The sequence below is a fragment of the Micromonospora sp. MA102 genome (genome assembly GCF_025460765.1).
GTDB classification, from domain to species: domain Bacteria; phylum Actinomycetota; class Actinomycetes; order Mycobacteriales; family Micromonosporaceae; genus Micromonospora; species Micromonospora halotolerans.
This window is the reverse complement of the sequence record NZ_JAMWEG010000016.1, coordinates 18,379-32,754: the sequence shown is the minus strand read 5'-3', so window position 1 is coordinate 32,754 and position 14,376 is coordinate 18,379. Positions and strand designations below refer to the sequence as shown.

General features: G+C 74.6%; 12 protein-coding genes. 9 read left to right on the top strand and 3 right to left on the bottom strand.

Features of this window, described 5'->3' with window-relative positions; genetic code table 11:
- Positions 1 to 34 precede the first annotated feature (34 nt).
- A complete protein-coding gene (locus NFX44_RS25800) occupies positions 35 to 814 on the top strand; it encodes an HAD-IIA family hydrolase (protein WP_262286190.1) in 780 nt (259 codons plus the stop codon).
- 7 nt (positions 815 to 821) lie between these two features.
- On the opposite strand, the gene NFX44_RS25795 is transcribed toward NFX44_RS25800, so the two are convergent.
- Positions 822 to 1,616, bottom strand: coding sequence for a hypothetical protein (locus NFX44_RS25795; protein WP_262286189.1), 795 nt, complete (start codon positions 1,614 to 1,616; stop codon positions 822 to 824).
- A gap of 161 nt (positions 1,617 to 1,777) precedes the next feature.
- On the opposite strand from NFX44_RS25795, the gene NFX44_RS25790 reads away from it, so the two are divergent.
- Positions 1,778 to 2,590 (top strand): DUF3097 domain-containing protein, encoded by an 813-nt coding sequence (locus tag NFX44_RS25790; protein ID WP_262286188.1) that lies wholly within the window; start codon positions 1,778 to 1,780, stop codon positions 2,588 to 2,590.
- A 36-nt stretch (positions 2,591 to 2,626) separates the two neighbouring features.
- Here the strand turns inward: NFX44_RS25790 and NFX44_RS25785 are convergent, their stop codons facing one another.
- The gene (locus tag NFX44_RS25785; protein WP_262286187.1) at positions 2,627 to 3,937 is read right to left on the bottom strand and encodes a serine hydrolase; all 1,311 of its coding nucleotides are present in this window, start codon (positions 3,935 to 3,937) and stop codon (positions 2,627 to 2,629) included.
- Positions 3,938 to 4,026: 89 nt separating this feature from the next.
- Between NFX44_RS25785 and NFX44_RS25780 the strand changes: the two genes are divergently transcribed.
- The 5 genes from NFX44_RS25780 to NFX44_RS25760 all read left to right on the top strand — a co-directional run bounded on the left by NFX44_RS25780 (position 4,027) and on the right by NFX44_RS25760 (position 9,629).
- Positions 4,027 to 4,500 (top strand): NfeD family protein, encoded by a 474-nt coding sequence (locus NFX44_RS25780; protein WP_262286186.1) that lies wholly within the window; start codon positions 4,027 to 4,029, stop codon positions 4,498 to 4,500.
- A 4-nt stretch (positions 4,501 to 4,504) separates the two neighbouring features.
- The gene (locus NFX44_RS25775) at positions 4,505 to 5,611 is read left to right on the top strand and encodes an SPFH domain-containing protein (protein WP_262286185.1); all 1,107 of its coding nucleotides are present in this window, start codon (positions 4,505 to 4,507) and stop codon (positions 5,609 to 5,611) included.
- A 138-nt stretch (positions 5,612 to 5,749) separates the two neighbouring features.
- Positions 5,750 to 6,547 (top strand): hypothetical protein, encoded by a 798-nt coding sequence (locus tag NFX44_RS25770; protein WP_262286184.1) that lies wholly within the window; start codon positions 5,750 to 5,752, stop codon positions 6,545 to 6,547.
- Positions 6,548 to 6,721: 174 nt separating this feature from the next.
- Entirely contained in the window at positions 6,722 to 8,923 is a 2,202-nt protein-coding gene (locus NFX44_RS25765) for a transglycosylase domain-containing protein (RefSeq protein ID WP_262286183.1), read from the top strand.
- Positions 8,924 to 9,071: 148 nt separating this feature from the next.
- Complete coding sequence (locus NFX44_RS25760) at positions 9,072 to 9,629, top strand: dihydrofolate reductase family protein (protein WP_262286182.1); 558 nt, start codon at positions 9,072 to 9,074, stop codon at positions 9,627 to 9,629.
- Positions 9,630 to 9,633: 4 nt separating this feature from the next.
- Here NFX44_RS25760 and NFX44_RS25755 read toward each other — a convergent pair whose 3' ends face one another.
- Positions 9,634 to 11,472: a thiamine pyrophosphate-requiring protein gene (locus tag NFX44_RS25755; protein ID WP_262286181.1), complete on the bottom strand. Its 1,839-nt coding sequence runs from the start codon at positions 11,470 to 11,472 to the stop codon at positions 9,634 to 9,636.
- Positions 11,473 to 11,582: 110 nt separating this feature from the next.
- Between NFX44_RS25755 and NFX44_RS25750 the strand changes: the two genes are divergently transcribed.
- Positions 11,583 to 12,392: an RNA methyltransferase gene (locus NFX44_RS25750; RefSeq protein ID WP_262286180.1), complete on the top strand. Its 810-nt coding sequence runs from the start codon at positions 11,583 to 11,585 to the stop codon at positions 12,390 to 12,392.
- A 49-nt stretch (positions 12,393 to 12,441) separates the two neighbouring features.
- A complete protein-coding gene (locus tag NFX44_RS25745; protein WP_262286179.1) occupies positions 12,442 to 14,367 on the top strand; it encodes a PucR family transcriptional regulator in 1,926 nt (641 codons plus the stop codon).
- Positions 14,368 to 14,376 lie beyond the last annotated feature (9 nt).

The window sequence follows — 14,376 nt, the reverse complement described above, 5'->3', positions numbered from 1 at the left end:
GCCCGCCACCTTCGACAACCCGTGGGGACGACACATGCATGACCGCAAGCCGGTGCAGAGCTGGCTCACCGACATGGACGGCGTGCTGGTGCACGAGGGCCAGCCGGTGCCCGGCGCGCCCGAGTTCGTCAAGAAGCTGCGCGCCTCCGGCAAGCCGTTCCTGGTGCTCACCAACAACTCCATCTACACGCCGCGGGACCTGCGGGCCCGGCTGGCCCGGATGGGGCTGGACGTGCCGGAGGAGGCGATCTGGTCGTCCGCGCTGGCCACCGCCCAGTTCCTGGCCGACCAGCGGCCGGGCGGCACCGCGTACGTGATCGGTGAGGCCGGCCTCACCACGGCCCTGCACGCGGTGGGCTACGTGCTCAGCGACTTCGCCCCCGACTACGTGGTGCTGGGGGAGACCCGCACCTACAGCTTCGAGGCGATCACCAAGGCGATCCGGCTGATCAACGACGGGGCCCGGTTCATCTGCACCAACCCGGACGCGACCGGCCCGTCGGTGGAGGGCGCGCTGCCGGCCGCCGGCTCGGTGGCCGCGATGATCTCCAAGGCGACCGGGGTGGAGCCGTACTTCGTCGGCAAGCCGAACCCGATGATGATGCGCTCGGCGTTGAACACCATCGACGCGCACTCCGAGTCGACCGCCATGATCGGCGACCGGATGGACACCGACATCCTCTGCGGCCTGGAGGCCGGGCTGGAGACGATCCTGGTGCTCACCGGGATCAGCAACCGGGCCGAGGCCGAGCGCTATCCCTACCGGCCGTCCCGCGTCGTCGGCTCGGTGGCCGACCTGATCGACGAGGTCTGAGCCCGGCTCAGGGGCGCAGCGGGGCGTTGCAGGCGGCCACCAGGGCCTGCCGGCAGGCGGTGGTCAGCGGCCGCAGCGCGGCGTCCCGCTGCTGCGCCTCGAAGGTGTTCACGGCCCCGCCCGGGGCGCTCTCCCCGGCCAGGGCGAGCACCCGGTCCAGGACGGCCGCGCGGGCGAACAGCCGGCGGGACCGCGGGTCGAAGCCGGGCGGCAGGTCGGTCCCGCCGTCCGGGCGGCGCAGCGCGGCGAGCGCGCCGGCCAGCTCGGGCCGCCACTGGGCCACGTCGAGCCGGGTCAGCGCGGCGGTCGTCTCGGCCAGCGCGACGGCCAGTTCCGCCTCCGCCTCGGCGGCGCCCGGCACGGCGAGGGACGCCTTCGGCGCGTCGGCGGGCAGCGGGTGGACCCGCCAGAGCACCGTCTCCCAGGTCATCCCCGAGCCCGAGGTGTGCGTGCGTACCTCCGGGACGAACCCGAGCCCGCTGGCCACCACGGCCTCGCCGGCCAGCAGCGCCGCCCCCGCGAAGTCACCGGGGCCGGGCAGCCCGCGCGGGTCGCCCGGGGCGGGCAGCACCAGGCGGATCTCGTCCGGGGAGAGCTTGGCCAGGCTGGGCAGCGCCTCCCGCAGGGACACGTCGGTCCAGGTGCCGGGGGCGTCGGCGACCAGGTGCTCCTCGTCGCCGGCGATCTCGTCGGCGACCTCGTCGAAGGGCACCAGGCCGGCGCGCCAGGCGCGTACCCAGGCGACGAACCGGCTCGACCGGCGCGGAGCCAGCGTGGCCGCGCCCGTTGCGGGGGAGGACATGCCGAAAGGGTACGTGCTCGCCGCCGTCGCTGTCTCGGCTGCCGCTCCGGCGGCGTGACCTGGCCCCAACTACCCCCTTCGCCCCTTTCTGTGCCGCCGGTGGGGCGCCTGGTCGGCGCGTCGCCGGGCGACGCGCCGGGCCGGTGGCTAGCGTGATCCACATGGCGGGGCGATACGACGGCGACGTGCTGGCGGGCGACTGGCGGCGGCGGAAGGTGATCCCGGAGGTCGACGCCGAACCGGACCTGGTGGTCGAGGACGCCGACTCCGGCTTCTGCGGCGCGGTAATCGGGTTCGAGTCCGGCGCGGTGGTGCTGGAGGACCGGCACGGCCGCCGGCGGAACTTCCCGCTGCTGCCCGCCGCGTTCCTGCTCGACGGCCGGCCGGTGACCCTGCGCCGCCCGGCCCGTGCCCCGGTGCCCGCCGCCCGGCGGCGCACCGCCTCCGGCTCGATCGCGGTCGACAACGTCCGGGCGCAGGTCGCCAAGGCCAGCCGGATCTGGGTCGAGGGCGTGCACGACGCGGCGCTGGTCGAGCGGATCTGGGGCGACGACCTGCGGATCGAGGGCGTGGTGGTGGAACCCCTCGACGGCATCGACGAACTCGCCGCCGAGGTGCGCGCCTTCGACCCCGGCCCGGGCCGCCGGCTCGGCGTGCTGGTCGACCACCTGGTGCCCGGCTCGAAGGAGAGCCGGATCGTCGCGCGGGTCACCTCGCCGCACGTGCTGGTCACCGGGCACCCGTACGTGGACGTGTGGCAGGCGGTGAAGCCCCGGGCGCTCGGCATCCCGGCCTGGCCCGTGGTGCCGCCGGGGCGGCCCTGGAAGGAGGGCGTCTGCGCGGCGCTCGGGGTGGCCGAGCCGGCGGACATGTGGCGGCACATCCTGTCCCGGGTGGACAGTTTCGCCGACGTGGAGACGCCGCTGATCAACGCCATGGAGCGGTTGATCGACTTCGTCACGTCGCCCGAGTAGCGGCCGCCCCGGCCCGTCGTGCCCGGGCCGCGCCGGTCAGGGTTCCTGCTCGGGGGTTCTCGTGAAGACGAAGGTGGCGATGTCGAGGGCGACCGGGCGGCCGTCGTCGTCGCGGACGACGGTGAGGAGTTCCCCGTCCTGGGAGCCGGATCGGCCGCGCCAGCGGTCGGGGGCCTCCGGCGTGAAGCGGAGCTGCGGGTTGCCCACCAGGCCGCCCACCAGGTCACCGGCCGGGTCCACACGGAACTCGTACTCGTTGCCCATCCACCACCAGCGGCCGGTCAGCTCCACCAGGTCGGCGGCCGGCGCTGCGGCCGGGCGCCACGGGGCGGGCGCGGCCGGCTCGGCGTCGAGCACCCGGGTGAGCACCTCCCGGGCCAGCCCGACGATGTGGTGGCCGCGCAGGCCGTACGAGTTGGCGAAGTCGACCACGGCGGTGCGGGTGGGGCGGTGCACGGCCAGGCCGGCCACGTAGCCGGGCATCGAGCCGCCGTGGCCCACGTACACGCGGTCGCCGACCCGGTAGAGCTCCACACCCAACCCGTGTCCGCCGGTCCAGGCGTCCAGGTCGCTGATCACCACGGGCGCGCACATCTCGGTGAGCGTCGCCGGGGCGAGCAGGTCCGGGGCCGGGTCGGCCAGGAAGGCGGCCCAGCGGGCCAGGTCCTCGACGGTCGACCAGAGCTGGCCGGCGGGCGCCATCGCCCCGGTGTCGGTGCGGGGTTCCTCCCGCAGCGTGTCGTGCCAGGGGTGGACCACGTAGCCGCGGGCGTACGGCTCGGTCGGGTGGTAGGTGGTGCGGCGCATGCCCAGCGGTTCGAACAGCCGCTCCCGCAGCAGGTCGGCCCAGGGCGTGCCGGTGAGCCGCTCCAGCACCCCGCCGAGCAGGCCGTACGCCAGGTTCGAGTAGTGGTAGAGGCGGTGCGGCGGGTGGGCGATCTTCGCCGGGGTGAGCCCGGCGAGCAGGGTCGCCAGGTCGGTGCCCGCGGTCCGCTCCCACCACTGCCCGTCCGGTTCCCGTTGCAGGCCGCTGGCGTGCCCGAGCAGCTGGCGCACGGTGAGCGCGCCGACCGGGGTGGCGGGCAGGTGCCGGTCCAGCGGGTCGTCCAGGTCCAACCGGCCGGCGTCGCGCTGCTGCAGCACCAGCACGGCGGTCATGGTCTTGCTGATCGAGCCGATCCGGTACTGGAGGTCGGCGTCGGGGCGGGGCTGCTCGCCGGCGAGGGCGACGTGTGCCAGGTCGCCGTCCCGGACCACGCCGAGGGCGAGCGAGGGGCCGCGCCCCTCCGACTGGGCCCGCGCGACCAGCAGGTCCACCTGTCGGGCGGTCTCGGGCAGCAGGGCCATGGGTCCTCCTCGGCGGTCGTCGGCGCGCTGCCGAGCTTAGGTGATCATGCGGGTCGTTGTTGTGTGCGTCGGCGTGTCACGATCTAAGGGTGGACGCCGTGTTCTGGATCGTGCTGGGTGTGCTGCTGGCGGTCGCCGAGATCTTCACGACGACGCTCTTCCTGATCATGTTCGCGGCCGGGGCCTTCGCCGCCGCGGGGGCCGCCGCGCTGGGCGCGCCCGTCGCGCTCCAGGCGCTGGTCTTCGCGGTGGTCTCCGCGCTGTCGGTGGCCCTGGTGCGGCCGGTCATCAAGCGGCACGCCATGCCGGCGCTGGAGAGCGGCGACCAGCCGTTCGGGGTCGAGGCGATCGAGGGGTCCAGCGCGCTGGTGCTGGAGCCGGTCGACGCCGAGCGGGGCCTCGTCAAGATCGATGGTGAGCTGTGGACGGCCCGGGCGTACGACGCGACGCGCAGCTACGCGGTGGGCGAGCGGGTGCAGGTGATAAAGGTCCGGGGCGCGACCGCCCTGGTCTGGCAGGACGAGATTTCCACCCCGGGCGGAATGCCCGAAGGGAAAAGGTGAAGATATGGAGTTTGCAGCGATCCTGTTGATCGCCGTCGCCGTGATCGTCGTGGTGACGCTGGTGAAGGCGGTGCGGATCGTCCCGCAGCAGCGCCAGGACGTGGTGGAGCGGCTGGGCAAGTACAAGCGGACCTTGAACCCGGGCCTGAACCTGCTGGTGCCGTACGTCGACGCGGTGCGCACCAAGGTCGACATGCGCGAGCAGGTGGTCAGCTTCCCGCCGCAGCCGGTGATCACCTCGGACAACCTCGTCGTCTCGATCGACACGGTGCTCTACTTCAAGGTGGTCGACTCGGTCCGCGCCACCTACGAGATCTCCAACTTCCTCCAGGCCATCGAGCAGCTCACCGTCACCACCCTGCGTAACGTGATCGGCTCGCTGGACCTGGAGCGGGCGCTGACCAGCCGCGAGGAGATCAACCGGCACCTCTCCGGGGTGCTGGACGAGACCACCGGCCGGTGGGGCATCAAGGTGACCCGGGTCGAGATCAAGGCGATCGAGCCGCCGCCGAGCATCCGCGACTCGATGGAGAAGCAGATGCGCGCCGAGCGGGACCGCCGCGCCGCCATCCTGAACGCCGAGGGCCACAAGCAGTCGCAGATCCTCACGGCCGAGGGCGAGAAGCAGGCCGCCGTGCTGCGTGCCGACGGTGACCGGCAGGCCCGGATCCTCCAGGCGGAGGGCCAGGCCAAGGCGATCCGGACGGTCTTCGACGCGATCCACCAGGCCAACCCGAGCCAGAAGGTGCTCGCCTACCAGTACCTCCAGGCCCTGCCGCAGATCGCCAACGGCACCGCCAACAAGGTCTGGATCGTCCCGACCGAGCTGACCAAGGCCCTGGAGGGCATGGGCGGCGCGCTCGGCGGGCTGGCCAACATGGTCGGCGACGTCCCGTCGCCGGAGGCCACCAAGAGCGCCAGCGAGGTGGAGCGCGAGGCCGCCGAGGCCGCGCACGCCGCCGCCACGGCGGCTCAGGAGATCCACAACGAGGTACGCGTCGCCGAGGCCCAGGCCACCGGCGGCAACGCCCCGCAGGGGCTCCCGGCGCCCGAGCCGGTCTCCCCGCAGAGCCTGCTCAACGACCCGTCGGACCAGCGCGAACGGGGCTGACGGAGGGCCGCCGGCAAATCCGAGAATCGCTCATACGGCGCCCCGGCGCCTGCCACCATCGGTCTGAGGACGGGTGGTGACCAGGACCGGGGCGCCGTTGCGCGTCCCGCGCCGCCCGCACAGTGAGCGAGGTGGCGCATGAAGGATCCGGCGAACCGGCTGTTCTCCAGGACTCCCGTCCCGGGCGCGCACGATCCGGCCGGGCCGCTCGGCAGCCGGCGTACCGGGGGCGGGTTCGGGGTGCTGCCGTTCGTCTCCGAGCCCGGGCCGGCCGCCCCGGCCACCGACGCGAGCTGGGCCTGGTCGGTCCGCCGGTTCGCCCGCGCGGCGGTCTGGCTGCTGCCCGCGTACGCGGTCCTCTACGGCCTGGTGGCGCTGGCCAGCGACGGCGGGGTGGGCAACGACCCGTACCCGGCGGAGGGCCAGCCGCTCTACCTCGTGGGCTGGGTGGCCGCGGTCTGGCTCGGGCTGCTCGCCCTGCTGGCGCTCGCCGGCCTGCTCGCCGCCACCCGGTGCCGGCGGATCGCCCTCGTCGGGCTGCTGGCCAGCATCGGCGGGATGGTCCTGATGCTGCCCTTCGCCGGGCTGGCCGAGCAGGCGCCGGTCTTCGGCACCACCGCGCGCACCCTGGTCCTGGTCGGCGCCACCTTCTACAGCCTGGGCTGGTTCCTCACCGGCTGGTCGGTCGCCCGCTCCGGGATGTTCTCGTACGGGGACGGCGTCATGCTGATGATCGCCGCCCCGCTGCTGGGCCTGGGCGGCGCGCTGATCGGCTCGCTGCAGACCTTCGGCGCGATCTTCGTGCTGATCGCCGGGATCGGCATCGGCTACCGCTCCGGCCGCCTCGTCCCGGCCACGATCGCCCGCGACACCGTCGCGGCCAGCGTCGCGGCCACCCCCGCCCCACCCCCCAACGGCCCCCTGGCCGCAGGCTGACCGCTCCCACCGCCCAGCGCGGTCGATCATGAGGTTGGCGGCACTCAAGGAGATCCACATCGCCGTCAACCTCATGAACAGCGGGTCACGGCGAGCTGGGAGGCTGCCGTGAGGTAACTGACAGTTGCCTGGCGGGGTGGCCGGTTGGTGGCATTCGCGGCAATCCTGGTGTCCATGCCGTCTCCCCGGTCGCCGCTGTCGCGGCTCTTCACCGTGCTCCTCGCCGGCGTGCTCGCCGGGCTCGTCCTCGCGGTCGCCGCACTTCCCGGCGGGCTGCTCGGCGGGCTCGCGGCCCAGGCCGGCCTGGGCGCGTACGCGGAGCTGCCCGACGCGCTGCGTACCCCCGCGCAGCCGCAGCGCTCCTACCTCTACGCGAACGACGGCAAGACCCTGATCACCACGTTCTACGACGTCAACCGCAGCGACGTCCCCCTCGCCGAGATCGCCCCGGTGATGCGGCAGGCGATCATCGCGGCCGAGGACCGGCGCTTCTACTCGCACGGCGGCGCCGACCTGCGCGGCATCGCCCGCGCCCTGGTGGCCAACGTCAAGGGCGGCGGCACCGAGCAGGGCGGCTCGACGCTGACCATGCAGTACGTCCGCAACGTGCTCAAGACCGACCCGACCCGCACCGCCGAGGAGCGGCAGGCCGCCACCGAGCAGACCGTCGGGCGCAAGCTCCAGGAGATCCGGTACGCGAACGCGCTGGAGAAGACGCTCAGCAAGGACGAGATCCTCAACCGCTACCTCAACATCGCGTACTTCGGCTCCGGCGCCTACGGCGTCGCGGCGGCCAGCCAGCGCTACTTCGGCAAGGCCCCGGCCGGCCTGACCCTGGGCGAGGCGGCGCTGCTCGCCGGCCTGGTCCAGTCGCCCGACGAGTACAGCCCGATCGACGGCGACGAGGACCAGGCGCTCGCCCGCCGGGGGTACGTGCTCGACTCGATGGCCGAGACCGGCGCGATCACCGCGCAGCAGGCCGCCGCGGCCAAGGCGGAGCCGCTCACCCTCCACCCGACCGCCCAGCCCAACGGCTGCACCTCGGTCGCCCAGGGGCACGACGACTGGGGCTTCTTCTGCGACTACCTGCGCCAGTGGTGGCTCACCCAGCCGGCCTTCGGCAACACCGTCAAGGAGCGCGAGCAGGCGCTGCGCCGGGGCGGCTACCGCGTGGTCACCACGCTCGACCCGAAGATCCAGCAGACCGCCCAGAAGCAGGCCACCAGCGTCTACGGCTACGGCAACAAGCGCGCCCTGCCGATCGCCGCGGTGGAGCCGGGCACCGGCCGGGTGCTCGCCATGGCGGTCAACCGGCACTACAGCCTCGCCGACAACCCGGCCGGGCAGGCCAACCACCCGAACACCGTCAACCCGCTGATCTCCGGCGGCGCCAGCGTCGACGGCTACCAGGCCGGCTCGACGTTCAAGCTGTTCACCATGCTCGCCGCCCTGGAGGCCGGCAAGCCGCTCGCCACCGGCTTCGACGCCCCGGCCAAGCTGCCCACCCGCTACGCCTCCGACGCCGAGGGCAACTGCGCCGGCAAGTGGTGCCCGGCCAACGCCAACCCCGAGTGGATGGACGGCTACCGGATGATGTGGGACGGGTTCGGCCGCTCCGTGAACACCTACTTCGTCTGGCTGGCCGAGCAGGTCGGCGAGGACAAGGTGGTGGAGATGGCGCAGCGACTCGGCATCACCTTCCGGGCCGACTCCGACGCCGCCTTCGCCAAGGACGACGCCGAGAACTGGGGCGCGTTCACCCTCGGCGTCGCCGCCACCACCCCGCTCGACCTGGCCAACGCGTACGCCACGGTGGCCGCCGAGGGCACCTACTGCACTCCGCTGCCGGTGGTCTCGGTGACCGCGGCCAACGGCGAGAAGGTCGGCGTCGGCCAGCCCTCCTGCCGGAAGGCCCTCGACGCCGACGTGGCCCGCGCGGCCACCGACGCGGCCCGGTGCCCGGTCGGCCAGCAGTCGGCGTACGGGCAGTGCAACGGTGGCACCGCCACCTCCGTGAACGGGATCGTCGACCGCCCGGTGGCCGGCAAGACCGGTAGCTCCGAGCAGAACGCCACCGAGACCTTCGTGGGGTTCACCCCGCAGGTGGCCGTGGCCGGCATCGCGGCCAACCCCGACGACGCCACCGACCTGGTCGGCTCGGCCGTGCAGGCCAGGGTGATCGACGCGGTCGCCCGGGTGATCCGGACGGCGGTGGACGGCAAGCCGGTCAAGGACTTCACGGCGCCGAGCCGCGAGCTGGCCGGCGACCCGCAGCGCCCGCAGCCGCGCCCCACCCCGCGTCCCGAGCGGCGCGACCAGGACCGCGACCTGCCGTCGGACCTGCTCCGCTGGCTCCAGGGCCGCGACCGCGGCTGACCGGGAAGGCAGGGCCCCTACCCGCTGCGCCACCCCGTCTGGCCGGGCACTCCTCGAAAAAGTTCTCCGCCGCCGGTCGGATCCGGCCGGCCGGCTCCGACCCACCGGTGAAGCGCGCCGCCAGGCGCCACCGGAAGCGGAGGACACCATGCGCAAGCTCGTCTACTGGGTGCACCAGTCGGTCGACGGTTTCATCGAGGGGCCGAACGGGGAGTTCGACTGGCCGGTCATGGGGCCGGAGCTGTCCGCGTACTCAATGGAGCTGACCGACCGGGCCGACGCCTTCCTCTACGGCCGCAAGGTGTGGGAGATGATGTCCTGGTACTGGCCGCGCGTCGACCAGATCTCCCAGGACCCCCACGACGTGGCGTTCGCTCCCGTCTGGGCCCGCACCCCGAAGATCGTCATCTCGCGGACGTTGGAGAGCGCCGAGTACGGCGCCCGGGTGATCGGCCGCGACCTGGCCGCCGAGGTCGCCGAGCTGAAGGCGCAGCCGGGTGCGGACCTGCTGCTCACCGGCGGGGCCGGCGCGGCGGCGGCGCTGACCGAGCTGGGGCTGGTCGACGAGTACCAGGTGGTGGTGCACCCGGTCGTGCTGGGCGGGGGCAGCCCCGTCTTCCCCGGCAAGGAGCGCCTCGACCTGCGGCTGACCGGCACCCGGGGCTTCGACGGCCGGTCGGTGCTGCTGCGCTACGAGCGGGCGTGACTCCTCACCGCCCCCGGCGGCGGGGACGGTACGTGGCGAGGACCGAGGGCAGACCGCGCCGGACGATCTCCGTCCGGTCGCTGTCCCCGCGCAGCACCGCGGCGGCCGTCTTGCGGGCCTGCTCGGCGGTGAAGTGCGGGGGCAGCATCAGCTCCGCCGGGTCGACGACCGCGTTCACCACCACCGGCCGGTCGGCGGTGAGCGCCCGCTGCCACAGGTCGGGCACCTGGTCGGGGGAGTCGACCAGCACGCCGTCGAGCCCCAGCACCTCCGCCCACCGGTGGTACGCCACGTCCGGCAGGTCCTGGCTCGCCGGGAACATCGGCGTGCCCTCGCCGGAGCGCTGCTCCCAGCTCACGAAGGACAGGTCGCGGTTGTTGAGCACCAGCACCACGAACCGCGGGTCCGCCCACTCCCGCCAGTACTTCGCCACGGTGATCAGCTCGTTGACCCCGTTCATCTGCATGGCGCCGTCGCCGATCAGCGCGACCAGCGGGCGGTCCGGGTGGGCGAACTTCGCGCTGATGGCGTACGGCATCGCGCCGCCCATCGAGAGCAGGGTGCCGGAGAGGCTGGCCAGCATCCCGGGGCGGACCCGGACGTGGCGGGCGTACCAGGCGGTCGCCGTGCCGCAGTCCACCGCCAGCATGGCGTCGTCCGGCAGGGCGTCGTCCAGGGTCGCGAAGAGCAGCTGCGGGTTCACCGGGTCGGCCGCCTGCTCGGCCACCTCCCGCTGGGACCGCCGCCACTTCGCGGTGGCGTCGGCCAGGGTGGCCCGCCAGGCGGTCGGCACCGGCCCGGTGCCCAGCTCCCGCAGCAGCGCCCGCAGGGTCGGCGCGGCGTCCCCGGTCAGGTTCACCTCGGTCGGGTAGCGCAGCCCCATCCGGCTGCCGTCCAGGTCGACCTGCACGGCCCGGGCCTTGCCCTGCGGCGGATAGAACTCCGAGTACGGCATGTTGCTGCCCACGATCAGCAGCCGGTCGCACTCCTGCATGAGCTGCCAGCTCGGGCGGCTGCCCAGCAGGCCGATCGCGCCGGTCACCCAGGGCTCCCGGTGGTCGACGGCGGCGAAGCCGAGCAGGGCGGTGGCCACCCCGGCGCCGAGCCGGTCGGCGACCCGGCGGACCTCGTCCTCCGCGCCGAGGGCGCCCTGCCCGACCAGCATGGCGACCTTCTCGCCGCCGCGCAGCACCTCGGCCGCCCGGCGCACCTCCTCCTCGGGCGGCACGGTCGGCATGCTGCTGGGCACCGCGCTGGTGTGGTAGTAGCCGTGCGCGTGCGGCGGCTCCGGCACCGCCGGCACGTCCTGCACGTCGGAGGGGAGCACCAGGGCGGTGACCGTACGCCGGGCCAGGGCGGTCCGGCAGGCCCGGTCGACCAGGTGCCGCGCCTGCGACGGGTCGTCGAGCTGGGCCAGGAAGGCCGACGCCACGTCCTTGTAGAGGGCGAGCAGGTCGACCTCCTGGTAGTACCCGCCGCCCTCGGCGGGCAGCGCCGTGTGCCCGAGCAGGGCCACCACCGGCTGGTGGTCGAGCTTGGCGTCGTACAGGCCGTTGAGCACGTGGATGGCGCCGGGGCCGCTGGTCACCACCACGCACCCGAGCGGACCGCCGCCGTACTTGACGTGGGCGCTGGCCGCGAAGCCGGCCGTCTCCTCGTGCCGCACCTGGATGAACTCGGCCCGCCCGGCGGCGCGTTGCAGCGCCGAGGTCATGCCGTTGATGCCGTCTCCGGGGTAGCCGTAGTAGCGGTGCACGCCCCACTCGGCCAGCCGGGCCACGATGTAGTCGGCGACCGTGGCGTCCCGGGGCAGCCGGCCGTCGCCGGTGGGGTCCGCGCTCATCGTGGTGATCCCTTCGTCGCTGTCCGCTTTCCCGGGCTCCGTTCCCCGCCCGGGACGGCGGAAACCCGGGCCGTGCCGGACCGAACGGGCGGACCAGGCAGAATCGTCCGGTGCCCGTCCACGAGATCACCGACCCCGACGACGACCGGATCGCCGACTACCGCGCGCTGACCGACGTGGAGCTGCGCACCCGCTGGGAGCCCCCGCACGGGCTGTTCATCGCCGAGGGGGAGCTGGTGCTGCGGCGGGCGCTGCGGGCCGGCTACCCGGCCCGGTCGTACCTGGTCGACGCCAAGCGGGTGGACCAGCTCGCCGACCTGGACACGGGGGACACCCCCGTCTACGCGGCCACCCAGGAGGTGCTCCAGCGGGCCACCGGCTTCCACGTGCACCGGGGCGTGCTCGCCTCGTTCCGCCGCAAGCCGCTGCCGTCCGCCGCCGAGGTGCTGGCCACCGCCCGCCGGGTGGTGATCCTGGAGGACGTCAACAACCACACCAACCTGGGTGCGATCTTCCGGGCCGTGGCGGCGCTCGGGGTGGACGCCGTGCTGCTCTCGCCGACCTGCGCCGACCCGCTCTACCGGCGCAGCGTCCGGGTCAGCATGGGCGAGGTCTTCGCCATCCCGTACGCGAAGCTGGAGCCCTGGCCCGACGCGCTCGGCCAGGTCCGGGCGGCGGGTTTCACCGTGCTGGCCATGACGCCCGCCCCGGACGCGGTGCCGATCCAGCGGCTGGACGCCGGGCAGCGGGCCCGCGCGGCCCTGCTCATGGGGGCCGAGGGCGCGGGCCTGACCGGGGCCGCCATGGCCGCCAGCGACGTGCGGGTGGTGATCCCGATGCGGCGCGGGGTGGACTCGCTCAACGTGGCCGCCGCCACCGCGGTGGCCTGCTGGGAGCTGGGCCGCGACGACCCGCTGTGACCGCCGGGGCGGCCCGGCACGCTCGGCATCGGCGGTGACGCAGGGTAGCGTGTCGCCCGTGTTCCCTACCGTCCGTGAGGTGCTCGCCCTGGTGCCGGTGCGCCACGGCGCGCCGCGCCTCGTCGCCGGGGACGCGGGCCTGGACCGGCCGGTGCGCTGGGTGCACGTCGCCGAGGTGCCGGACATCGCCACCCTGCTCCGGGGCGGCGAGCTGGTGCTCACCACCGGGATCGGGCTGCCCGCCGACGACGCCGGCCTACGGGCGTTCATCGGCGACCTGGCCGACGTCGGGGTCTCCGGGCTGGTCGTGGAGCTGGGCCGGCGCTACGTCAGCGCCGTGCCCCGGGTGATGGCGGCCGCCGCCGAGCGGCGCGGGCTGCCCCTGGTCGAGCTGCGCCGGGCCACCCCGTTCGTGCGGATCACCGAGGCGGTGCACGCGCTGATCGTGGACGCCCAGCTCACCGAGCTGCGCGCCACCGAGGAGATCCACCAGCGGTTCACCGAGCTCTCCGTGGAGGGCGCCGAGCCGGCCGAGGTGGTCCGGCAGGCCGCCGAGCTGGCCGGCTGCCCGGTGGTGCTGGAGAACCTGTCCCGGCAGGTGCTCGCGTACGACCCGGCGGGGGAGAGCGCCGAGCTGCTCCTGGACGGCTGGGAGCAGCACTCCCGGCGGATCCGGCCGGCCGGGCGGACCGCGTACGACCCGGACAGCGGCTGGCTGGTGACCACCGTCGGCGCCCGGGGCCAGGACTGGGGACGGCTGCTGCTGCGCTGGCCGGCCGGCGCCGAGCTGACCACCCGCGGCGCGGTCCCGACGCGGGCCGGGGCGCACCTGGAACCGGTGGACACCGCCGGGGCGACCGACCTGGCGGCAGGTCCCACCGGCGGCATCCCGGTCGACGGCGGGCCGGCACCGCACCGGGGTCCCGGGACGGACGCCACCCCGCCCACCCGGCTCACCATCCTGATCGAGCGGGCCGCCTCCACCCTGGCCCTGGGCCGGCTGATCCGGCGCGACGCCGAGGGGCTGGAACGGCAGATCCACCGCACCCTGCTCACCGCCCTGATCGACCACTCCCGCCCGGTGGACGAGGTGGCGCTGCGCGCCAAGGCGCTCGGCGTGACCCTGGACCGCCGGCACCTGGTCGGCGTGGTGGTGCGGCACCGGGCCGACGACCCGGGCGAGGGCGGCGGGTCGGGCTCCGACACCGGCCCGGACGCCGGCCAGGCCCGGCTGCGCGACCTCGCCGAGGCGGTCGGCCAGGCGCTGCGCGAGGCCAAGCTCACCGCGCTGACCAGCGCCGTCGACGACCAGGCGGTGGGCGCGCTGCTGGCGCTGCCGGACCCGGCCGCGGAGGAGAAGGCGCTCGCCGCGTTCGCCGCCGCGCTGCGCCGGGTACGCCTCGACGCCGACCCGCCCCGGCCGCCGGCGCCCCGCTCCACCCGCCCCGGCGAACCGGCCGCCCGGACGGTGGCCGCCGGCGCCGTGCGCGCCGCGGACCCGGCGTCCCGCCCGCGCCCGGCCGGCCCCGCGTTGATCGTGGCGGCGGGTTCCGGGGTGGGCAGCCTGCGGGAGGCCCGCCGCTCGCTGGTGGAGGCCCGGCAGCTCGCCGAGGCGGCCCGCCGGGACCGGCGCGACCTGCCCTACTTCCGGCTGCCGCACGTCGGGCTGGCCGGCCTGCTGCACCTGCTCCGGGACGAGCCGCGGTTGCAGACCTTCGTCGAGCGCGAGCTGGGCGGGCTGCTGGCGTACGACGCCCAGCACCCGAGGGAACAGCTGCTCGGCACCCTCCGGGCGTACCTGGAACAGGGCCGCAACAAGTCCGCGGCGGCCGCCGCGGCGCACCTGTCCCGCCCGGCCTTCTACGAGCGGCTGGCCCGCATCGGCCGCATCCTGGAGGTCGACCTCGACTCGGTGGAGGCCTGCCTCTCGCTCCACGTGGCCCTGCTCGCCCTCGACGCCGTCCGCACCCCCTGACGGCGCAGG

Coding starts and splice junctions, on each gene's coding strand:
- NFX44_RS25800 (WP_262286190.1), top strand. CDS start 35: ATGCATGACCGCAAGCCGGTGCAGAGCTGGCTCACCGACATGGACGGC.
- NFX44_RS25795 (WP_262286189.1), bottom strand. CDS start 1,616: ATGTCCTCCCCCGCAACGGGCGCGGCCACGCTGGCTCCGCGCCGGTCG.
- NFX44_RS25790 (WP_262286188.1), top strand. CDS start 1,778: ATGGCGGGGCGATACGACGGCGACGTGCTGGCGGGCGACTGGCGGCGG.
- NFX44_RS25785 (WP_262286187.1), bottom strand. CDS start 3,937: ATGGCCCTGCTGCCCGAGACCGCCCGACAGGTGGACCTGCTGGTCGCG.
- NFX44_RS25775 (WP_262286185.1), top strand. CDS start 4,505: ATGGAGTTTGCAGCGATCCTGTTGATCGCCGTCGCCGTGATCGTCGTG.
- NFX44_RS25770 (WP_262286184.1), top strand. CDS start 5,750: ATGAAGGATCCGGCGAACCGGCTGTTCTCCAGGACTCCCGTCCCGGGC.
- NFX44_RS25765 (WP_262286183.1), top strand. CDS start 6,722: ATGCCGTCTCCCCGGTCGCCGCTGTCGCGGCTCTTCACCGTGCTCCTC.
- NFX44_RS25760 (WP_262286182.1), top strand. CDS start 9,072: ATGCGCAAGCTCGTCTACTGGGTGCACCAGTCGGTCGACGGTTTCATC.
- NFX44_RS25755 (WP_262286181.1), bottom strand. CDS start 11,472: ATGAGCGCGGACCCCACCGGCGACGGCCGGCTGCCCCGGGACGCCACG.